Source organism: Roseomonas sp. CAU 1739 (assembly GCF_039839775.1).
GTDB lineage: Bacteria > Pseudomonadota > Alphaproteobacteria > Acetobacterales > Acetobacteraceae > Neoroseomonas.
On record NZ_JBDOQQ010000007.1, the window covers coordinates 124,723 to 144,670 of the forward strand.

The window sequence follows — 19,948 nt, forward strand, 5'->3', positions numbered from 1 at the left end:
GAGGGCGCGCAGATACGCGATGACCCAAAGGTTGTGACGGGACCGATGCGCAGCACCGCACTGAAGATCGCCCTGCTGCTCGCTCTCGCTGCGGGCGGCTATCTTCTCTGGCACAGCCTGCAGCCGCCCCCACTGCCGCCCGGCATCGCCCGAGGCAATGGCCGCGTCGAGGCGGTGGAGATCGACGTCGCCACCAAGACCGCCGGCCGCGTCGCCGAGGTGTTGGTGAATGAGGGTGACCTCGTCACCGCCGGGCAGGTGCTGGCGCGGATGGACACCGCCGTGCTGCAAGCCCAGCTTCGCGAGGCGCAGGCGCAGTTCCAGCGCGCCCGCATCGGCATCGAGACGGCCAACAGCCTGGTCGCCCAGCGCGGGTCGGAACGCACCGCCGCCGAGGCGGTGGTCGCGCAGCGCCAGGCGCAGGTCGAAGCGGCACGCCGGCGGCTGGCCCGCACCGAGGAACTGGCGGCGCGCGGCAACGCCCCGCAGCAGACCCTCGACGACGATCGCGCCAGCTACGAAGGCTTCCGCGCCAGCCTCGCCGCCGCCACCGCGCAGGTCGCGGCGGCGGAAGCCGCGATCAGTTCCGCCCGTGCCCAGGTGGTCGGCGCGCAGGCGGATGCCGAGGCGGCGCAGGCGACCATCCAGCGCATCCAGGTCGATATCGACGACAGCACGCTGAAGGCGCCGCGCGCCGGGCGCGTGCAGTACCGCGTCGCACAGCCGGGCGAGGTGCTCGCCGCCGGTGGTCGGGTGCTGAACATGGTCGACCTGACCGATGTCTACATGACCTTCTTCCTGTCCACCGCGGATGCCGGGCGCATCGCCCTCGGCACCGATGCGCGCATCGTGCTCGACGCCGCGCCGCAATACGTGTTTCCAGCGCGGATCTCCCTCGTCGCCGACGTGGCGCAGTTCACCCCGCGCACCGTCGAGACCGCGGAGGAACGGTTGAAGCTGATGTTCCGGGTGCGGGCGCGCGTCAGCCCGGAACTCCTGCGCGAGCATATCGAGCGGGTGAAGACCGGCCTGCCCGGCATGGCCTATGTGCGGGTCGATCCGAACGCCGCCTGGCCGGCCAACCTGCAGGTGCGGCTGCCGGCGCCGCCATGACCGACCCGGTCGGGCGCCTGCGCGATGTCGGCCTGCGCTATGGCCGCACCGTCGCGCTGGACGCCGTGACGCTCGACCTGCCGGCTCGCGTCATGGCCGGGCTGATCGGACCGGATGGGGTCGGCAAGTCGAGCCTGCTGGCGCTGGTGGCCGGGGCGCGCGCCATCCAGGCCGGCCGGGTCGAAGTGCTGGGCGGCGACATGGCCAGCGCGCGCCACCGCGCGACGGTCGGGCCGCGCATCGCCTACATGCCGCAGGGGCTGGGGAAGAACCTGTATGCGACGCTGTCGGTGTTCGAGAACATCGACTTCTTCGGCCGGCTGTTCGGCCATGACCGCACCGAGCGCGAACGCCGCATCGCCGAGTTGGTGGCGAGCACCGGCCTCGCCCCCTTCACCGACCGGCCGGCGGGCAAGCTGTCGGGCGGGATGAAGCAGAAGCTCAGCCTGTGCTGCGCGCTGATCCACGATCCCGACCTGCTGATCCTGGATGAGCCGACCACCGGCGTCGATCCGCTGTCCCGCCGGCAGTTCTGGGACCTGATCGGGCGCATCCGCGCCGAGCGGCCGGGCATGAGCGTGCTGGTCGCCACCGCCTATATGGAGGAGGCGGCGCGCTTCGACTGGCTGGCCGCGATGGATGACGGGCGGGTGCTGGCCACCGGCACGCCGGCCGCGCTGCTGGCGCGCACCGGCGCGGCGTCGCTGGAAGCGGCCTTCATCGCCCTGCTGCCCGAGGAACGGCGCGCCGGCTACCACCCCGTCGAGATCCTGCCGCGCCCGGCGGATGGCGAGGACGACATCGCCATCGAGGCGCGCGGCCTGACCATGCGCTTCGGCGACTTCACGGCGGTGGACGATGTCAGCTTCCGCATCGGCCGCGGCGAGATCTTCGGCTTCCTCGGGTCCAATGGCTGCGGCAAGACGACGACGATGAAGATGCTGACCGGCCTGCTGCCGGCCAGTGAGGGCGAGGCCTGGCTGTTCGGCCACAAGGTCGATGCGAACGACATCGAGACCCGCCGGCGCGTCGGCTACATGTCGCAGAACTTCTCGCTGTATACAGAGCTGACGGTGCGCCAGAACCTGCTGCTGCATGCCCGGCTGTTCGGCATGGCGGAAGCGGCCATCCCGGACCGCGTCGCCGAGATGGCGCGGCGCTTCGAACTCGGCGACATCCTCGACGCGCTGCCCGATGCGCTGCCGCTCGGCCAGCGCCAGCGCCTGTCGCTGGCGGTCGCGATGATCCACGGGCCGGAGATGCTGATCCTCGACGAACCGACCTCGGGCGTGGATCCGGTGGCGCGCGACGCCTTCTGGCGCATCCTGATCGAGCTGTCGCGGCGCGACCGCGTGACCATCTTCATCTCCACCCATTTCATGAACGAGGCGGAGCGCTGCGATCGCGTCTCCCTGATGCATGCGGGGCGCGTCCTGGTCAGCGACAGCCCGGAGTCGCTGCGCGCACAACGCGGCGCGGCGAATCTCGAGGAAGCATTCATCGCCTATCTCCAGGATGCGACCGGGACGCCAGAGACGCCCGAGGCGCCGCCGGTCGCGGCTGCGACCCCTGCCCAGCCGCCGCGCCGCCGGCGCTTCGACCCGCGCCGCATGCTCAGCTACTCGCGGCGGGAGGCGATCGAATTGCGGCGCGACCCGATCCGTGCCGCCAAGGCGCTGGTCGGCAGCCTGATCCTGATGATCGTCATGGGCTACGGCATCAGCATGGATGTGGAGGACCTGACCTTCGCCGTGCTGGACCGCGACCAGACCACGGTCAGCCACGACTACGCGACCAACCTCGCCGGTTCCCGGTACTTCATCGAGCGGCCGCCGATCACCGACTATGCCGAGCTCGACCGCCGCATGCGCGCCGGCGCGTTGGCGCTGGCCATCGAGATCCCGCCGGGCTTCGGCCGCGATGTCGCGCGCGGGCGGCCGGTGCAGATCGGGGTCTGGATCGACGGCGCCATGCCGTCACGCGCCGCGACGGTGCGCGGCTATGTCGAGGGCATGCACGCGCAGTGGCTGGCCCGGCGCGCGGCGCGATCCGTGCTCGGGGCCGAGGCCGCCGCCGGGCTGTTCACCATCGAGATGCGCTTCCGCTACAATCCCGACGTGCGCAGCCTGGTCGCCATGGTTCCGGCGATGATCCCGCTGCTGCTCCTGCTGATCCCATCCATGCTGACCGCGCTCAGCATCGTGCGGGAGAAGGAGCTGGGCTCGATCGTCAATCTGTACGTTACGCCGGTGACGCGGCTCGAATTCCTGCTCGGCAAGCAGCTGCCCTATGTCCTGCTCGGCATGCTGAACTTCCTGCTGCTGGTTGTGTTGGCGATGACGCTGTTCGGTGTGCCGATGAATGGCAGCTTCGTCACGCTGGCGGGGGCGACCTTCCTGTATGTCGGCGCGGCGACGGCGATGGGGCTGGTGGCCTCCGCCTTCCTGCGCAGCCAGGTCGCGGCGATCTTCGCCACCGCCATCCTGACCATCCTGCCGGCAACGCAATTCTCCGGACTGCTCGACCCGGTGACCTCGCTCGAGGGGTTCGGGGCCTTCATCGGCCAGATCTACCCGACCTCGCATTACCTGACGATCGCGCGCGGCACATTCTCGAAAGCGCTCGGCTTCGCCGATCTGCGGCAGTCCTTCGTTCCGATCGCCATCGCCGGGCCCGCGCTGATCGCGCTCAGCGCGCTGCTGCTGGCCAAGCAGGAACGCTGAGCGATGCGCGGCGCCAATATCCTCAATCTTGGCGTCAAGGAGCTGCGCAGCCTGCTGCGCGACCCGGTGATGCTGGTGCTGATCGCCTATTCCTTCACCATCGCGATCCATGCCGGCGCCACCGCCATGCCGGAAACGCTGAACCGCGCGGCCATCGCCATCGTCGATGAGGACCGTTCGCCGCTTTCCGCGCGCATCATCGGCGCCTTCTACCCGCCCAATTTCCTGCCGCCGGCGCTGATTACCCAGGGCGAGATGGATGCGCGGATGGATGCCGGGCTCGACACCTTCGCCATCGACATCCCGCCCAACTTCCAGCGCGACCTGCTGGCCGGGCGGCGGCCGACCATCCAGCTCAACGTCGATGCCACGCGGATGAGCCAGGCCTTCACCGGCAGCGGCGACATCCAATCCATCATCACCGGGGAGGTGAACGCCTTCGCACGGCGCTACCGCGCCGCCGATGAGCCTCCGATCGGCCTCGCCATCCGCGCCCGCTTCAACCCCGAACTGCGCGCCCAGTGGTTCGGCGCCATCATGCAGGTGATCAACCAGGTCACCATGCTGTCGATCATCCTGGCCGGCGCCGCGCTGATCCGCGAGCGCGAGCACGGCACCATCGAGCATCTGCTGGTGATGCCGGTCAGCCCCTTCGAGATCATGTCCGCGAAGATCTGGGCAATGGCGCTGGTGGTGCTGGTCGCCTGCGGCCTGTCGATGGCCTTCGTGGTGCAGGGCCTGATGCGCGTGCCGATCGAAGGGTCGGTCGCGCTGTTCCTCGCCGGGGCGGCGGTGCATCTGTTCGCCACCACCTCGCTCGGCATCTTCCTCGGCACGGTGGGGCGGTCGATGCCGCAATTCGGGCTGCTGATGCTGCTGGTGCTGCTGCCGCTGCAGATGCTGTCGGGCGGGATGACGCCGCGGGAGAGCATGCCGGAGCTGGTGCAGATCGTCATGCTCGCCGCGCCGACGACGCATTTCGTCAGCCTGGCGCAGGCGATCCTGTATCGCGGCGCCGGGCTCGACGTGGTGTGGCCGCAATTCGCCGCGCTGGCGGGGATCGGCGGTGTGCTGTTCGCCATCGCGCTGGCGCGGTTCCGGGCGACGATGGGCGCGACGGGCTGAAGCGAGGGCCTATCGCTTGCCCCAAGGCGAACCGGTCGGTCCGCCGCCCTGGGCCGGCCCCGTCCACCATGGCGCCGGTGCCGGCGCGCCGCCCGGCGCGACGCGGACCGTCTCGTCGCTGGCGTCCTGCTGCGCCCAGGGCGGCGTTTCGGCCTCGGCCGGGGCGATGGCGACCTGGATCGGGCCCGGGTCGCGCCCGCCGGCGAACTTCACCAGCGCCGCCACGCGGTCCCCGATCGGCGGATGGGTGGCCATCAGCGATGACAGCGCGTGGTCGGATCCATCCTCGAGAAACAGGGCGCGGACCTGCGGGGAAACCTCGGGCATGTCGGCATGACCTTCCACCTTGCGCAGCGCGGTGATCATCGCATCGGGGTCGGCGGTCAGTTCCACGGCGCCGGCATCGGCAAGGAATTCCCGGTTGCGCGACAGCGCCATGCGCAGGGCGGTCGCCAGCAGCCATGCCAGGCCGATCATCAGTACGCCCACCAGTGCGGCCCAGCCGGCATTGCGGCTGTCCGTGCGCACCCGCCAGCCACCGCCGCTGTCCTCGGTCGTGGTCCGCCCGGCGCGCACCACGCGCCGCGTACGCGTCATCATGTCGAATCCGAGCGAGATGACGCCGACGAAGACCGCCGCGATCAGCCCCAGACGGGCATCGCCGTTGCGGATGTGGCTGAGTTCATGCGCCAGCACGGCGGCGAGTTCCCGGTCGTCGAGCGCCTTCATCAGCCCGCGCGTGACGGTGACCGAACCGGTCTCGCGCGACAGGCCGGCGGCGAAGGCGTTCATCGCCTCGGTCTCGATCACCGCGAGGCGCGGCATGCGCATCCCGCGCGAGATGCACAGGTTCTCGAGCAGGTTCCACAGCCGAGGTTCCTCGGCGCGGGTGACGGGATGCGCGCCGGTCGCCCAGTCGAGGATCCTGTTATGCGCCGCCCAGGCGATGGCGAACCAGATGATCGCCGCTCCGCAGGCCATGACATAGACGCCCGGCAGGTTGCGCAGCGCGTTGGCGAAGGCCCGGCCGATGTCGCGCTGTTCCGAACCGAAGACCATCCCGATGCCGAGCGCCATCACCGCCAGCAGCAACGGGAAGCCCGCCAGCAGCAGCATCGACCGCCAGGCGGTGTTCCAGGCGTGGGTGCGCAGGCCGAAGGCCTGCATGGCGGCCTCCTAGAACTTCACCTGGGGGGCGGATTGCACCACGGCGCGCTCGGCTTCCGGGATTTCGAAGAAGCCGCGCTGCTGGAAGCCCATCGATTTCGCGAAGAAGACCGCCGGGACGCTTTCCGTCATGGCGTTGTATTCGGATACCGAGGAATTGTAGAAGCGCCGCGCCGCAGCGATCTTGTTCTCGACATCCGACAGCTCGGATTGCAGCGACAGGAAGTTCTGGTTGGCCTTGAGGTCGGGATAGGCCTCCGACAACGCGAACAAGCGACCAAGCGCCGCGCCGAGCGCGCCTTCCGCCGGCCCCGCTGCGGCCGGGCCCTGTGCCTGGGCGGTGACGGCGGCGTTGCGGGCCTGGATGACGGCGTCGAGCGTCGTCTTTTCGTGCGCGGCATAGCCCTTCACCGTCTCGACCAGGTTGGGGATCAGGTCGTGCCGCTGCTTGAGCTGGACATCGACGTCGGACCAGGACTGGCCGGTCACCTGCCGAAGGGTGACGAGGCGATTGTAGACGATGACCAGCCAGACGATGACGACCGCGATGACGCCCAGGATCACCCAAACCATGCCGTGCGGCTCCTTGCTGATGCGGCCCGTTGCGCCTGCTGGCCCGGCGCGCAGGCGGCCAGACTAGTCACCTTGCGCCGCGACGCCAGCCTGCCGTTGTGAGGCAACTCACGAGATCGTGCCGCACGAATTCTTGTTTCGCAATTTTGGATCAATTGTTGGAATTTTCCGGCGCCTTATCGAAATATCGATACACGCGTCGAAAACCCCCAAAATGGGCCATTGCGATGAATGCCCACGATCCGCCCCAACGACCGTGCCGACAGGACAGGCTCACGCGACCGCGATCGCTTGGCCGGCGGGGCGTGGCAGCGACTGAATTCGCCCTGATTTCAATACCGTTCTTGATCATGATCATCGGTTCGATGGAAACGGCGTGGCAATTGGCGACGGGTGCGGCGCTCGACCATGCGGCCTTGCGCGCGAGCCGGTACGGCATCACCGGCAGCAATGCGCCGCCGTCGTGGCAGACCACCGGGCAGCAGAACGTGCCGAGTTGCCGGTCGGCGAACATCGCCTGGCTGGTCACGCAGTCGACCAATGGCATGCTGAAGGCGTCGAACCTCTCGGTCACCACCGCGACCTGGGCGAGCGTGTCAGGTGCGGGCACCGGCACCGGCACCGCCGGCGCCGGCACCGCCGGGCAGATCACCGCCTATACCCTGACCTACCGGCAGCCCTTCATCACCGGGGTCGTGGCAGCGACGCTGTTCGGGGGCGCTTCCTTCACTCACCAGGCCTTCCTGATGGTCAAGAACGAGCCCTTTGAAAATGCGACGTGCTAGCCCCCGCCCGCTGGGCCGCCGGGGCCTCGTTGCCTCGGAATTCGCGCTCGTGGCGCCGCTGTTCTTCCTCGTGGCACTCGGCACGGCGGACCTGATCCGCCTGTTCCGCGCGCAGCTGCGGACCGAGATGATCGCGGTGCAGATCGGCCAGATCGTGTCGCAGTGCCGGACCATCACCAATCCGGGCGACCGCAACAATTTCTGGACCCAGGCGCAACGCATCGCCGGCACCGTGATCGACGTGAACAGCACCAATGGCGGCGCGATCGTGATCAGCGCCGTCAGCCGCAACACCAGCGCCAGCCCCGCGACCAACCGGCTGTCATGGCAGATGCGCACGGGCAACGCCGCGCTGGTCAGCCGGCTGGGCACCACGGTCAACGGCACCGCGACCATCAGCGACAGTTTCGTCGTTCCGCTCAGCCAGACCCTCATGGTGACCGAGGTCTACGCCGTGGTTCAGCCCTTCACGCTGACCGCCGGGCTGATCGGCACCTTCCTGCCGCGTGTCATCTACGGCACGACGCTATTCCTTTCGCGTGCACCCGACCCCACAACGCTGCAGACCGCCCCGGCCGACAGCGCAACCGCGAATTGCACAGCATGAAGATGAAGCTCGATCGGCGCGGCGCCATCGCCGCGCTCAGCGCCGTGGTCATGATCCCGGTTCTCGGCTTTGCCGGACTGGCCGTCGATCTCGGACGCGTATGGCTGCTCAGTGCCCGGCTCAAGACCGCGGTCGATGCGGCAAGCCTGGTCGCCGCGCGCACCATGACCGCGTCATCGGTGGACGACGCCTCCACCCGCGCGCTGTTCTGGGCCAATTTCAATGAGAACGGGTGGTCGCGGACCTATCTGGGATCGACCAACGTCGTTCCGACGGTCGAGAGGATCAGCGATACGCGCGTGCGCGTGACCGCCACGGCGTCGCTCAACACGACGCTGTTCAGCATCATCAGCCGGCAGACCGTGCCGCTGCGGGAGACCACGCTGGCCGAGCGCGAGGGCACCGGGCTCGAACTGGCCATCGTGCTCGACCAGACCTCGTCGATGAACACGACGGTCTCGGGCGTCACCAAGCTCGCCATGGCGCAGAGCGCGGTGGGGACGCTGCTCGGCATCCTCTACGGCACCTCCGACACCAAGCGGAACCTGTGGGCCTCGGTGGTGCCCTTCGCGCGGACTATCAACATCGGCACCTCCAATGCATCCTTCCTCAACACCACGACACCGGCGATGCCGACGGGCTGGGACCTGGCGCAGTGGAGCGGCTGCGTCGAGGCGCGCAGCGGCGGCGCCGACCTGACCGACATCGCACCGACCGGCACCGCCGGGCAGTTCCGACCCTATTTCTACGCCAGCACCTATCGTCGCGTGGGCTGGGCTTCCATCACGTCGTCGCCCGTGTCACCGCCGAATTCCGTCCTGCAGTTTCCCGCCGGCACCAATGCGACCTTCAACGCCAACGCCTGGAGGACAGCATTCGGCGTCGAACCCTATGCCGGCGCCGCCGCCTGCACCACGGGCAATGCATACCCCACGGCCACGGTGGCGCTGCGCGCGACCAACGCCGCGACCACGACCACGACCTATACCGTCGCCTTCTGCCGCGGCGACAATGACTGGTCGAATCCGAACGGGTTGCAGACGAGCAACGCCAACCTGGCGCGCTACAACCCGGAATTCGCCGCGCGCGTCACCGCTTTGCTGACCAACGCCGTCAGCAACTCGACCGTGGCCGCCGCCGGCCGGAACACCCTGTGCGCGCAAAGCCCGATCCTGCCGCTGACGGCAAGCCGAGCGACAGTCCAGGCGGCCGTCAACGCCATCACCGCGCCGGTCAAGAGCGGCGGCACCACCGTGGTCACCGGCATGCAGGGGGCCTGGTACACGCTGAGCCCGAACTGGCAGTCGCAATGGCCGAACATCGCCTCGGGTGGGGCGCTGGGTACGCTGCCGCTCGCCTACAACACGCGCAACATGAACAAGGCCGTGGTGATCCTGACGGACGGCGACAACAACTGGCAGCCCCCCTACTCCAACGGCGGCAACAGCACCGTGCGAACGTCGCCGACGTCCACCGATCTGCTCTACAATGCCTACGGCCGCGTGACCGGCAACGCGCTTCCGCCCGACGACACGACCAACTGGAATTCCGATTTCCCCGGCGCGACGCAGATCACCACCGTCAACCAGACCAATGCCGATGCGGCGCTCGATGCGCGCTTCAGTGCCATCTGCACCGCGATGAAGGGCACCAGCAGCACCAATCCGAACGATCATCGCATCCGCATCTACGTGATCGGGTTCGAGGTCGCGACCAGCGCCCAGCGCACCATGCTGCAGAACTGCGCGAGCGGCACGGGTTCGCCCTACTACCTCGAGGCACCGTCGGCGTCCGCGCTGCAAGGTGCCTTCGAGACGGTCGCCAATTCGCTCAGCAGCCTGCGGCTGGTGGAATAGGCGGGGCCCATCGTGGCCAGCCGGTCCGAATATCGGGCCGGCCGAAGGTTGCGCTAATTAGGGCGCTGCGCGGCCTATGCGGCCGGGACGTTACGCCAGGCCCTTGCCGCGCACATTCCGGCGCACCTGCTTGCGCGCCGGGCGGATGGCCGCGGCCATCACGGCATCGGGCGGGGCGCCGCGCGCCAGGGCAAGCCCCGCCGCCGCAGCGCCTTCCGAGAAGGCGATGTGCTTCTCCATCGCCATCATCATCAGTGCCGGGCCTGCCTCATGCGGCTCCGCCGCCATCAGCGCGAGGCTGCGGCGGAGCATCACGGATTGCGCTTCCGTCAGAAAGCGCCAGGCATCGAACGGGTTCAAAGGGCGGCGAGCACGGCCTCGGCCTTGCTCACCTCGAAGGCGCCGGGCGCCTCGACCGCGATATGCGTGACCTTGCCGTCCTTCGCCACCAGGGCGAAGCGCTGCGCGCGCACGCCGAGGCCGCGCGCCGTCAGGTCGAATTCCAGGCCCATCGCCTTGGTGAAGACGGCCGAGCCATCGGCGATCATCGTCACCTGGTCGGTGATGCCCTGGTCCTTCGCCCAGGCGCCCATGACGAAGGCGTCGTTGACTGCCATGCAGGCGATCACGTCCACGCCCTTGGCCTTGAGCGCATCGGCCTGCTGCACGAATCCCGGCAGGTGCTTGGCCGAACAGGTCGGCGTGAAGGCGCCGGGCACGCCGAACAGCGCGACGGTGCGGCCCTTGAAGAACTCGGCGGTGTCCAGTTCCTTCGGCCCTTCGGCCGTCGCCTGCGTCACCTTCACGGCCGGAATCGCATCACCCACGCTGATCGGCATGTCGTCCTCCAAATTGTCATAACGGATGTAGCCTGCCGCCGGCGGGCTGTCATCGGGCGACCAAGTCTTGCGCAGCCGGGCGGCTGGCGCCAGATGGCAGATATGGCTGCTTCCTCTGCTCCGTCGGCTGACACCGACGGCACCTATCTGACCGGGCATCTGCTGATCGCCATGCCGGGCATGCAGGACCCGCGTTTCGACCATTCGGTCGTGTGCCTCTGCGCCCACTCGGCCGACGGCGCCATGGGCCTCGTGGTCAATCGTCCCCTGGCGGGCCTGGAGTTCGACGACCTGCTGCGCCAGCTGGAGGTGGCCCCCCTGCCGCCGCAGCGGCGTATCCGCATGCTGGATGGCGGGCCGGTCGAACATGGCCGCGGCTTCGTGCTGCACAGCGACGACTGGTCCACCGATGGCTCCATGCCGGTGATGCAGGGGCTGACGCTCACGGCCAGCGTGGACATCCTCAAGGCGATCGCCGGCGGCGGCGGGCCGAAGGATTGCGTGCTCGCCCTGGGCTACGCCGGCTGGGCGCCGGGCCAGTTGGAAGACGAGATCCAGCGCAATGCCTGGCTGAATGTCCCGGCCGATGGGTCGCTGGTGTTCCGCGACGATACCAGCCACACCTGGGAAGCGGCGCTGGCGAAGCTGCGCGTCGATCCCGCCTTGTTGTCCGGTTCCGCCGGCCACGCCTGAGGACCCTGCCCGATGCAGATGGCTGCCATCCCCTTCGACACCACCGACTGGTCCGCGGTGGAGCCCACCCGCCATGCCGGCGACGCCGGCGAGGCGCTGTGGCGCACCCGCCATGTCGGCCCGGAGGGCAACCAGATCCGTGTCCGCATGGTGGAGTATTCGCCCGGCTACATCTCCGACCATTGGTGCCAGAAGGGCCATGTGCTGCTGGTACTGGAAGGGGAGCTGGAAACCACGCTCGCCGATGGCCGGGTGTTCACGCTGAAGCCGGGCATGTCGTACCAGGTTGCGGACGGCGCCGAGCCGCACCGGTCGCGCACCGAGGGCGGCGCGAAGCTGTTCATCGTCGATTGAATCAGGCCCCGCCCGGGTCGAACGCGACCCGGGCGAAGAGGACGCCTCTACTGCCGCGCGCTGCTGCGCGTCACGCCATTCGCCCAGGCGATGCCGATCACCGCCCCCTTCATGAAGGGCAGGCTGCCCACCGTGATCACCAGGATCAGCGGCAGCCAGATGGCGAATTGCAGCCACAGCGCCGGTGCCCAGACCTTCTCCGCCCAGAACACGAAGGGGAAGACGAGGTGCCCGACCAACAGCAGCGTCAGGTAGGGCGGCGCATCGTCGGCCGGAAAGACACTGTTGTCCTCGCCGCAGACCTCGCACTGCGCACGCACCTTCAGGAAGCTCTCGAAGAGATGCCCCTGCCCGCATTGCGGGCAGCGCAGGCGGATGCCGCGCTTCACGCCTTCGACGACCCTTGATGATCCGGCCATGGGTTTCTCCATCGCGGCGACCTCCGGTGCAGGGCGCATTTGCCATACAATCCGCATTGACATACATACAATAAGTGCCGCCTTCGGCATTTTATATGGATTGCATGGTTTCATGGCAAGATGAGTCTGCAGGACAATTCCGGCTGGGTGCCGCGCATCGAGGGCCGTGACGGCCCGATCTACCGCGCCATCGCGGAAGCCATCGATGCCGCCATCGCCGACGGCACGCTGCGGCCGGGCCAGAGGCTGCCGACGCATCGCGCCTTGGCCGAAGCGCTCGGCCTCGACCTCACCACCGTCACTCGTGCCTATGCCGAGGCGCGCCGCCGCGGCCTGCTTGATGCCACGGTCGGCCGCGGCACCTTCATTCGCGGCGCTGCGGCCGCCCCTGCGGAGGACGCCGCGCAGGGTCCCGTCGATCTCGGGATGAACTTGCCGCCGATCCCCACCGAGCCTGCACTGCCGGCGCTGCTCCAACAGAGCCTCGCGCGGCTGCTGGGTGGGGACGACGTGGCGCGCCGGCTCACCTATCGCTCAGGTGCGGGCAGCGCGGCGGAACGGGCGGCCGGCGCGGCTTGGCTGCGGCCGACGCTCGGCGTGGTGCCGGTGGACCGCGTACTGGTGACGCCCGGCGCGCAGCCGGCGCTGGCGGCGGTGTTCGGCGCGCTGGCCGCGCGCGGAGACACCGTGCTGACCGATCCGCTGACCTATCCCGGCCTGCGTGGGCTGGCCGCGCAGGCCGGGCTGCTGCTGCGCGCGGTGCCCGGCGACGCGCTGGGCATGTTGCCTGACGCGCTTGATGCCGCCTGCGCCGATTGCGCGCCCAAGGCGCTTTATCTCGTGCCCACCCAGCACAACCCGACCGCCATCACCATGCCGGCCGAACGTCGCGAAGCGATCGCCGCCATCGCGCGGCGCCACGGCCTGCCGATCGTCGAGGACGACGCCTATGGCGTGCTGCCGTCGCAGCCGCTGGCGGCGATCGCAAGCCTGGCCCCGGCGCTGACCTTCCATGTGGCGACGCTGTCGAAGGTGATCTCCCCGGCCCTGCGCGTTGCCTTCCTCGTCGTGCCGGACGCGGCCTGGGCGGCCAGGCTGACGGCGGCGCTGCGGGCGCAGGTCTTGATGGCATCGCCGCTGATGACCGGGCTGGCCGCGGCCTGGATCGGGGACGGCACGGCGGCATCGGTGCTCGGCGCGATCCGGCGGGAGAATGTCGCCCGCCAGCGGATCGCCGGCGACCTCCTGCCGCCGGGGTCGTTCACCGGCGATCCCGAAGGGCTGCATCTCTGGCTGCGCCTGCCGGCATCCTGGGACCGGCTGCATTTCGCGGCACAGCTGCGCCGACAGGGGCTGGCCGTCGTGCCGAGCGATGCCTTCGCCGCAGATCCCGCCACGGCGCCGATTGCCGCGGTGCGGCTTTCGCTGGGCGCGGCACCGAACCGGGCCGCGCTGCGCGGGGCGCTGGCCACTGTCGCGGAGACGCTGGCAATGGAAGCCGGCGCCGGTTTCGCCGACATCGTTTGAGGCGAGGCCGGCGCGCAGCCCCCGGGAGCAGGTTGGCGCCGCCGCGTTGGATGCCTGCCGGCCCATCTGGTAGACGACGACCGACCGGATCCCGACATCGCCTCCAGGACGACAGCCGTGCCAGCGCACTCCATCCTCGATGCCATCGGCAACACGCCCCTCGTTGAACTGCGCAGGGTCGTTCCCGCGGGGAGCGCCCGGATCGTTGCCAAGCTCGAATCCGCCAATCCTACCCGCAGCATGAAGGACCGCCTTGCGCGCGCCATCGTGCAGGGCGCGGTCGCCAAGGGGCTGCTGTCGCCCGGCGGCACGATCGTCGAATACACCGCCGGCACCACCGGCGTGTCGCTGGCCTTCGTGGCGCGCGCCCTGGGGTACAAGGCGCATTTCGTCTACTCGGACGCGTTCAGCGAGGAGAAGGGGCGGACGATGCGCGCCTTCGGCGCCGACATCACCGACGTACCCAGCCCCGACAGGAAGATCAGCAAGGATCTCGTCAACGCCATGATCGCCAAGGCGTCGGAGATCAGCACGCGGCAGGCGCATTGGTTCTCCGACCAGCTGAAGAACGAGGACGGCGCGGCCGGCTATGCCGATCTTGGCGAGGAGCTGTGGCGGCAAACGGAAGGCCGGATCGACGCGTTCGTCCACGCGGTCAGCACCGGTCACTCGCTGCATGGCACCGGCAGGGCGCTCAGGCGATACAAGGGCGATCTCCGCGTCGTCGCAGTTGAGCCGAGCGAATCGGCGGTGCTCTCGGGCGGGCCGGCGGGCTCGCACCAGATCGAAGGGATCGGCGTGGGGTTCCTGCCACCGCTGTGGAGCCGCGCCGAGGTGGACGAGATCCTGACCGTGTCGACCGCGGAGGCCAAGGCGATGGCGCGGCGACTGGCGGAGGAGGAAGCCATCTTCGCGGGAACATCGACCGGGGCGAATGTCGTTGCCGCGCTCAGGTTGGCTGAACGGCTTGGTTCGGGCGCGACCGTTGCGACCCTCATCGTGGATTCCGGATTGCGCTATCTCAGCACGGATGTGTTCGGCCGCAGCGGCGCCGGAGCATCGGCGTAGCCGCTGCACGCCGCCGGCAGGTCAGTCCCCGGCCAGCGCGGCGGCCACGCGCTTCGGTGCCGTCATGCGCCAGGACCGCGTCACCAGCGCGGTGACCTCATCCCAATCGATCCGGCCGGTCAGTTGCAGTCCGATCCAGCCCTTCGGGCCGACATAGGGCGGGCGGAAGAAGCGGTCGGGGTCGGCTTCCACCAGCATCTCCTGCACCCCGCGCGGCGCCTTGCACCACAGCGCGCCGGTGCCGTCCTCCATCGGACTCCACATGCAGAAGATGCGGCCGCGGATCCGCCAGGTCGGGTGTTCCCAGGTCTCCTGCTCGGCTGCCTCGGGCAGGGCGAGGCATATCGCGCGCAGGCGGGTCTGCGCGCGGGCGGTCACCAGCGCAGGCTCCGCAGCGCGGCGATCGGGCGGACGCCTTCCTTATGCGCGACGGCGGCGAGATGCGAGGGCGACGGGTCATCGCCGTGCGCCTCGGCGGCGAGGCCGGTCAGCGCCCACAGCGCGTCCAGCCCGGCGGCCTGGGCGCCGGCCAGGTCGGTATGCGGGGTGTCGCCGATCGCCACCACGCGATGGCGCTGCGGATTGCCGAGCAACTCCAGGACCGGCTCATAGACGGCCGGGTCGGGCTTGCCGACCTCCCGCACCGCGCAGCCGAGGTCGAGATAGATGTCGGCCAGCGCGCCGGCACAGATCACCTTGCGCCCGCCGACCATCACCGCGCGGTCGGGGTTCACGCAGACCATCGGCAGCTTCGCGGCCGCGCAGGCTTCGAGCATCGCGCGGTATGGTTCCGGGCTGGTCGGCCCACGCTGGTCGTCCGGCCCTGTATTGAGCAGGAAATCGGCCTGCGCCGGGTCGGTCACGATCTCGGCCGCGCCATCCTCGACCACCGACAGGTCGCGTTCCGGCCCGATATGCACGCAGCGCCGCCCGAGCCCGGCGAACCATGGGTCGCGCCGATCCTTCAGGTGCCGCCAGGACACCTCGCCCGAGGACATGATGCCGTCATACAGCGCGCGATCGAGGCCCATCCGGTCGAGCATCTGCGCCACAACCCAGGCGCGACGCGGCGCGTTGGTCAGGAAGCAGACCGCCTTGCCGCGTGCCTTGAGTTCGGCCAGCGCTTCCGGCACGCCCGGGTAAGGCTTGCGCCCGTCATGCACGACGCCCCACAGGTCGAGCACATAGCCGTCATAGCGGTCGGCGATGGTGGCGATGCCGTCGAGGATTTCCATCACGCATCCTTGCCGACGGCGTCGGCGACAGAAGTGAAACCGTCGCGCTTGAGCAGCGCGGCCAGGCCATCGGCGATGCACCGCGGCAGCACGGGGCCGGCATAGGCGAAGCCGGTATACATCTGCACGAGCGACGCGCCGGCGCGGATCTTCGCATAGGCCTGCTCGGCGGTCGCGATGCCGCCCACGCCGATCAGCGTCAGCCGTCCTCGCGCGATGGCGAATACCTTGCGCAGCACTTCGGTCGAAGGCGCAAACAATGGCGCGCCCGACAGCCCACCGGCTTCCTTCGCATGCGCCGAGCGCAGCGCCGGCCGCGCGATGGTGGTGTTGGAGATGATCAGCCCGGCGACGCCGCGCGTCAGGCAGGCCTGCACGATCGGCCCCAACGCATCGTCGGCGAGGTCCGGCGCGATCTTCACCAGCAGCGGCGGCGTGCGCGGCAGGCCCGCGCGCGTCGCGGCGATGGCATCGAGGATGGCGGCGAGCCGTTCCTCCCCCTGCAGGTCGCGCAGCCCCGGCGTATTCGGCGACGACACATTCACCGTGACGTAGTCGGCAAAGGGCGCGACAGCGGCGTACAGCGCGGGATAGTCGCGCTCCGGATCCGCGCCTTCCTTGTTGATGCCGATATTGGCACCGAACACGGCGGGCCGTTCCGCCGGCAGGTCGCGCAGCCGCGCGACATACCCATCCAGCCCGCCATTGTTGAAGCCCATGCGGTTGATCACCGCGGCGTCCTCGGCCAGGCGGAACAGGCGCGGGCGCGGATTGCCGGGCTGCGGGCGCGGCGTGACCGTGCCGGCCTCAACGAAACCGAAGCCGAGGCGCATCAGCGGCACCACAGCCACCGCATCCTTGTCGAAGCCGGCGGCGAGGCCGATTGGGTTGCGGAAGCGCAGGCTGAAAGCCTCGGTCGCCAGCACGGGATCATCGCGGCCCGAATCGCGCCCGGCCAGCCCGGCGGCCAACGCCTTCAGCGCGATCCCATGGGCGGTCTCGGCATCGAGGCCGCGCATCAGCGGCATGAGGGCGGAGGCAAGGGCGGGGGTCATGGCCCGGTCTTGTGCCCCGGTCCGCCGCGCGGGGAAAGCCCGGTTGACGCCACTCCGCGCACGCGCTCAGAAGCGACGGTCACACGAAGAAAGTTCGCCGGTGCCCCCCTTCGCCATCAGAATGCGGCCCGATGCCCCGCATCGGGCCGGGACCGCACGCCACGACCGCGCCCAGACCGCCATCGGCCGCCAAAGCGACAGCGCAGGGCGCGCAAGCCAGGCACGCGGATACGTGCGCCGGCGACGGAGGCAAAGCCACGACTCATGAAGGGCCCGGCCTTCATCGTCGCCGCGATGGCGCTGTTCGCGCTGCTCGATGCGAATTCCAAGCTGTTGTCGGGACGCTATCCGGCGGACCAGGTGATCGCGGTGCGCTATGCGGCGCTGCTGCTGGGGCTGTTCGTCGCGCGCGCCGCGATGCGCGGTGCGGGCGGCACGCTGTCCACCGCGCATCCGCTGCTGCACCTGACCCGTGCCGTGCTGATGATCGGTTCGGGCTTCGGCTTCTTCCTCGCCTTGCGGGAGATCCCGCTGGCCGAGGGCTACCTCGTCTATTTCACCGCGCCCTTCATGACGCTGGGGCTGGCCGCGCTGGTGCTGAAGGAGCGCACCGGGCCGGCGGTCTGGGGATGGTCGGTGCTCGGCTTCGCCGGCGTGCTGGTCGCGATGTGGCCGGGGATGGCGGCCGGCGGTCCGATCCGGGCCTATCTCTGGGCCTTCTTCGGGACCGTGTGCTACGCGACGGTGTTGACGATCAACCGGCTGCTGCGCCACGAAACCGGTGCCGCGGTGCTGATCCTGTGGTCATCCCTGCCCGGGCTGATCCTGATCGCGCCCTTCGCGGCAGCCTCCTGGGTGCCGCCCCCGGCCTTCGACCTCGCTGCGCTGACGGTGAACGGCCTTCTGGCGGGCGGGGCGACGCTGTGCCTCGCCATCGCCTTCCGCCACGATTCCGCCGCGCGGCTCGCACCACTCGAATTCAGCGCCCTGGTCTTCGCCATTACCTTCGACCTGGCGATCTGGCGCGTCTGGCCAAATGCCTGGACGATTGCCGGCGCCGTCATCGTCGTCTTCGCCCTGCTGATGAGCCAGCAGGCCGCCAGCCACCGTCAGGCAAAGCCCGCGGGGAACACGTGAAGCCCATCCGCGCCGAGCGGCAGCGCCACCACGCGCGACACGGATGATAGCGGCAGGGCGGCATACAGGTGCGGGAACAGCCCCGGCCGCTTGCTGCCGGCCGCCGGTTCCCAGCGCAGCGCCGCACCGAGCGCCGCCGTATCCGCTTCCACCAGCATCAGGTCAGCCACGCCCCCGCGATGCTTGGCCGCACTCGCCCGCACCTGCGCGGCGGTGGAGAAATGCAGGAAGCCGTCGCGCGCATCGTCGGCACTGCCGTCATAGGCACCGGCCGCTTCCGCCGCGCGCCAATCGTCCGCGCGCAGCAAGGTGTAGATGAATGGTTCCATCGCCACCCTGTAGCACGGGTTTCAGCCGAGATCCTCGGCCCGGTAGAAGCACAGCCCGCCGATCTCGGCCACCGCCGGGCGGCCCAGTGCCCAGCCCGGCAGCGCCGCCGCATCATGGACATGGGTCGCCCCGCCGGTCGGGTCGGGCAAGGATCCCGCGATCGCGCGCGCCGCCACGCGCCGGCAGATCGCCAGCGCGCCATCGCCCGGCGGCACCTCCCGCAGCGCGGCGTGGCGCGGATGGTTGCGGTTCCAGCACGGGAACTGGAACGGCGCGCGGCACACCCCGGCCACCCCGCGGCCCCAATGCGCCGGCCCACCGGGGATCGCCGCCTGGCGTGCCCGGTTCACCACCAGCGCCGCCATCGCTTCGATCGCGCGGACCGGGCGGCCCGCCGCCTCGCCCCACAGGGTCAGCGCCAGGGTCTCGGCGGCCGCCTCGCGCGGCCCCTGATGCAGGGACGCGCTCATTCCCGTTCCTCCATCCTGCGGGCGGCCTGCGCCACGGCGATCCCGGCGCGCGACACCTCCTCCAGCTTTTCCTCGATGCGGATCAGGTGATCGTTGATGCGGCGGTCGAGGTCACGGATCAGCGACAGCGGAACATAGGTCCGCGCCACCTCGATCTTGAACTGCGCCAGTTCGTCACGGGTGCGGGTCAGCGCATCGGAATCACGCTGGTCGCCGCGCTCGATGCGCTCCTGCATGTCGCGGCGCAGGCCATGGATCATCCAGAACAACGCCGTGACGACAGGCGCCTCCACGGCCGTGATCCACCATAAGGGTTCGATCTGAATCGGCATTCTCTCGCCTGCCTTCTGCTGGAACCTTGAACGGGAAGCGGCGTCGGCCCACCCTTGGGGATGTCCCCGGGAGTACCGACGCCGCGATGTGGAACGAGCCCTATCTCGAGACCTGCTGCCGTTCGGCGCTCCACCGGCTGATGCTAGTCGGGCCGCACGGCCGCCCGCCTGGTCTCAAGGACGGGCCCTGCCTGAAGAGATTGACCGGCATGGGCCTGGCCCAGCCGCGCGCCGATGGTCGATTCGAGATCACGGACGCCGGGCTGGCGCGGCACGAACTCGAAATTCTGAAGAAGCGGGCCGCCTAGGACGGCCCGGGGCGTGAACACCCCCGGACCGGCGCGCCCATCGATGTTGCCTGCGGCGTCGATGGGGTGGGGATCGCCCGCCCTTTTGTGACGCTCACCGGGGCAACGACGGCGTGAAGCGACGGCCCATTTGGAACCGTTCACATTCGCGCAGGCTCATGGCGGCGGCTCCAGGTCCTTGTCATTCCGAGGACCTTCACCCGATCAGGTGACCCCATCTGGTCAGGATCTG

General features: G+C 69.5%; 22 protein-coding genes and 1 pseudogene. 12 read left to right on the forward strand and 11 right to left on the reverse strand.

Features of this window, described 5'->3' with window-relative positions; translation table 11 throughout:
- The first annotated feature begins 45 nt into the window (after nt 1–45).
- From AAFN86_RS13560 to AAFN86_RS13570, 3 genes are read left to right on the forward strand one after another with little or no spacing between them, the layout of a single operon-like run.
- Nucleotides 46–1,113 carry an HlyD family efflux transporter periplasmic adaptor subunit gene (locus tag AAFN86_RS13560; protein ID WP_347543875.1) on the forward strand — a complete coding sequence of 356 codons (1,068 nt, stop codon included), beginning with the start codon at nt 46–48 and terminating at the stop codon, nt 1,111–1,113.
- Nucleotides 1,110–3,836, forward strand: a complete 2,727-nt coding sequence (gene rbbA, locus AAFN86_RS13565; protein ID WP_347543876.1) for a ribosome-associated ATPase/putative transporter RbbA — start codon at nt 1,110–1,112, stop codon at nt 3,834–3,836. Before AAFN86_RS13560 ends, rbbA begins: the two co-directional genes overlap by 4 nt.
- A gap of 3 nt (nt 3,837–3,839) precedes the next feature.
- A complete protein-coding gene (locus AAFN86_RS13570; RefSeq protein ID WP_347543877.1) occupies nt 3,840–4,961 on the forward strand; it encodes an ABC transporter permease in 1,122 nt (373 codons plus the stop codon).
- 9 nt (nt 4,962–4,970) lie between these two features.
- On the opposite strand, the gene AAFN86_RS13575 is transcribed toward AAFN86_RS13570, so the two are convergent.
- Nucleotides 4,971–6,128, reverse strand: coding sequence for a M48 family metallopeptidase (locus AAFN86_RS13575; RefSeq protein ID WP_347543878.1), 1,158 nt, complete (start codon nt 6,126–6,128; stop codon nt 4,971–4,973).
- Nucleotides 6,129–6,137: 9 nt separating this feature from the next.
- Entirely contained in the window at nt 6,138–6,701 is a 564-nt protein-coding gene (locus AAFN86_RS13580; RefSeq protein ID WP_347543879.1) for a LemA family protein, read from the reverse strand.
- Between the two features lie 158 nt (nt 6,702–6,859).
- On the opposite strand from AAFN86_RS13580, the gene AAFN86_RS13585 reads away from it, so the two are divergent.
- The 3 genes and pseudogenes from AAFN86_RS13585 (at nt 6,860) to AAFN86_RS13595 (ending at nt 9,949) form a co-directional block, all read left to right on the forward strand.
- Complete coding sequence (locus AAFN86_RS13585; protein WP_347543880.1) at nt 6,860–7,486, forward strand: TadE/TadG family type IV pilus assembly protein; 627 nt, start codon at nt 6,860–6,862, stop codon at nt 7,484–7,486.
- Nucleotides 7,473–7,598: pseudogene (locus AAFN86_RS29575) on the forward strand (TadE/TadG family type IV pilus assembly protein); the annotation flags it as partial. The gene AAFN86_RS13585 and the pseudogene AAFN86_RS29575, both read left to right, overlap by 14 nt.
- Before the next feature lie 491 nt (nt 7,599–8,089).
- Nucleotides 8,090–9,949: a TadE/TadG family type IV pilus assembly protein gene (locus tag AAFN86_RS13595; protein ID WP_347543882.1), complete on the forward strand. Its 1,860-nt coding sequence runs from the start codon at nt 8,090–8,092 to the stop codon at nt 9,947–9,949.
- 90 nt (nt 9,950–10,039) lie between these two features.
- Here AAFN86_RS13595 and AAFN86_RS13600 read toward each other — a convergent pair whose 3' ends face one another.
- Together AAFN86_RS13600 and AAFN86_RS13605 are read right to left on the reverse strand one after the other, a co-directional pair.
- Nucleotides 10,040–10,264, reverse strand: a complete 225-nt coding sequence (locus AAFN86_RS13600; protein WP_347543883.1) for a hypothetical protein — start codon at nt 10,262–10,264, stop codon at nt 10,040–10,042.
- 41 nt (nt 10,265–10,305) lie between these two features.
- A complete protein-coding gene (locus AAFN86_RS13605; RefSeq protein WP_347543884.1) occupies nt 10,306–10,788 on the reverse strand; it encodes a peroxiredoxin in 483 nt (160 codons plus the stop codon).
- Nucleotides 10,789–10,890: 102 nt separating this feature from the next.
- Between AAFN86_RS13605 and AAFN86_RS13610 the strand changes: the two genes are divergently transcribed.
- Together AAFN86_RS13610 and AAFN86_RS13615 are read left to right on the forward strand one after the other, a co-directional pair.
- Nucleotides 10,891–11,481, forward strand: a complete 591-nt coding sequence (locus tag AAFN86_RS13610) for a YqgE/AlgH family protein (protein ID WP_347543885.1) — start codon at nt 10,891–10,893, stop codon at nt 11,479–11,481.
- A gap of 12 nt (nt 11,482–11,493) precedes the next feature.
- Nucleotides 11,494–11,835, forward strand: a complete 342-nt coding sequence (locus AAFN86_RS13615) for a DHCW motif cupin fold protein (protein WP_347543886.1) — start codon at nt 11,494–11,496, stop codon at nt 11,833–11,835.
- Between the two features lie 47 nt (nt 11,836–11,882).
- Here the strand turns inward: AAFN86_RS13615 and AAFN86_RS13620 are convergent, their stop codons facing one another.
- Nucleotides 11,883–12,254 (reverse strand): DUF983 domain-containing protein, encoded by a 372-nt coding sequence (locus tag AAFN86_RS13620; RefSeq protein WP_347543887.1) that lies wholly within the window; start codon nt 12,252–12,254, stop codon nt 11,883–11,885.
- Nucleotides 12,255–12,374: 120 nt separating this feature from the next.
- On the opposite strand from AAFN86_RS13620, the gene AAFN86_RS13625 reads away from it, so the two are divergent.
- Both AAFN86_RS13625 and AAFN86_RS13630 read left to right on the forward strand, forming a co-directional pair.
- On the forward strand, nt 12,375–13,781 hold the full coding sequence (locus AAFN86_RS13625) for a PLP-dependent aminotransferase family protein (protein ID WP_347543888.1): 1,407 nt from the start codon (nt 12,375–12,377) through the stop codon (nt 13,779–13,781).
- Nucleotides 13,782–13,898: 117 nt separating this feature from the next.
- Complete coding sequence (locus AAFN86_RS13630) at nt 13,899–14,849, forward strand: cysteine synthase family protein (RefSeq protein WP_347543890.1); 951 nt, start codon at nt 13,899–13,901, stop codon at nt 14,847–14,849.
- 21 nt (nt 14,850–14,870) lie between these two features.
- On the opposite strand, the gene AAFN86_RS13635 is transcribed toward AAFN86_RS13630, so the two are convergent.
- Genes AAFN86_RS13635 through AAFN86_RS13645 form a run of 3 tightly spaced genes read right to left on the reverse strand, consistent with a single transcriptional unit; the run spans nt 14,871 to nt 17,139 of the window.
- Nucleotides 14,871–15,227, reverse strand: a complete 357-nt coding sequence (locus tag AAFN86_RS13635) for an MmcQ/YjbR family DNA-binding protein (protein WP_347543891.1) — start codon at nt 15,225–15,227, stop codon at nt 14,871–14,873.
- Complete coding sequence (locus AAFN86_RS13640; protein WP_347543892.1) at nt 15,224–16,084, reverse strand: TIGR01459 family HAD-type hydrolase; 861 nt, start codon at nt 16,082–16,084, stop codon at nt 15,224–15,226. Before AAFN86_RS13640 ends, AAFN86_RS13635 begins: the two co-directional genes overlap by 4 nt.
- The gene (locus AAFN86_RS13645; RefSeq protein ID WP_347543893.1) at nt 16,084–17,139 is read right to left on the reverse strand and encodes a quinone-dependent dihydroorotate dehydrogenase; all 1,056 of its coding nucleotides are present in this window, start codon (nt 17,137–17,139) and stop codon (nt 16,084–16,086) included. Before AAFN86_RS13645 ends, AAFN86_RS13640 begins: the two co-directional genes overlap by 1 nt.
- 264 nt (nt 17,140–17,403) lie before the next feature.
- On the opposite strand from AAFN86_RS13645, the gene AAFN86_RS13650 reads away from it, so the two are divergent.
- Nucleotides 17,404–18,276, forward strand: a complete 873-nt coding sequence (locus AAFN86_RS13650) for a DMT family transporter (protein WP_347543894.1) — start codon at nt 17,404–17,406, stop codon at nt 18,274–18,276.
- Here AAFN86_RS13650 and AAFN86_RS13655 read toward each other — a convergent pair.
- From AAFN86_RS13655 to AAFN86_RS13665, 3 genes are read right to left on the reverse strand one after another with little or no spacing between them, the layout of a single operon-like run.
- A complete protein-coding gene (locus AAFN86_RS13655) occupies nt 18,249–18,605 on the reverse strand; it encodes a DUF952 domain-containing protein (protein WP_347543895.1) in 357 nt (118 codons plus the stop codon). The genes AAFN86_RS13650 and AAFN86_RS13655 overlap by 28 nt on opposite strands.
- A 21-nt stretch (nt 18,606–18,626) precedes the next feature.
- On the reverse strand, nt 18,627–19,076 hold the full coding sequence (locus AAFN86_RS13660) for a cell wall hydrolase (RefSeq protein WP_347543896.1): 450 nt from the start codon (nt 19,074–19,076) through the stop codon (nt 18,627–18,629).
- Nucleotides 19,073–19,408 carry a hypothetical protein gene (locus tag AAFN86_RS13665; protein WP_347543897.1) on the reverse strand — a complete coding sequence of 112 codons (336 nt, stop codon included), beginning with the start codon at nt 19,406–19,408 and terminating at the stop codon, nt 19,073–19,075. The genes AAFN86_RS13660 and AAFN86_RS13665 overlap by 4 nt, the downstream gene beginning before the upstream one ends.
- Nucleotides 19,409–19,494: 86 nt before the next feature.
- On the opposite strand from AAFN86_RS13665, the gene AAFN86_RS13670 reads away from it, so the two are divergent.
- Nucleotides 19,495–19,716: a hypothetical protein gene (locus AAFN86_RS13670; RefSeq protein ID WP_347543898.1), complete on the forward strand. Its 222-nt coding sequence runs from the start codon at nt 19,495–19,497 to the stop codon at nt 19,714–19,716.
- The last annotated feature ends 232 nt before the right edge of the window (nt 19,717–19,948 follow it).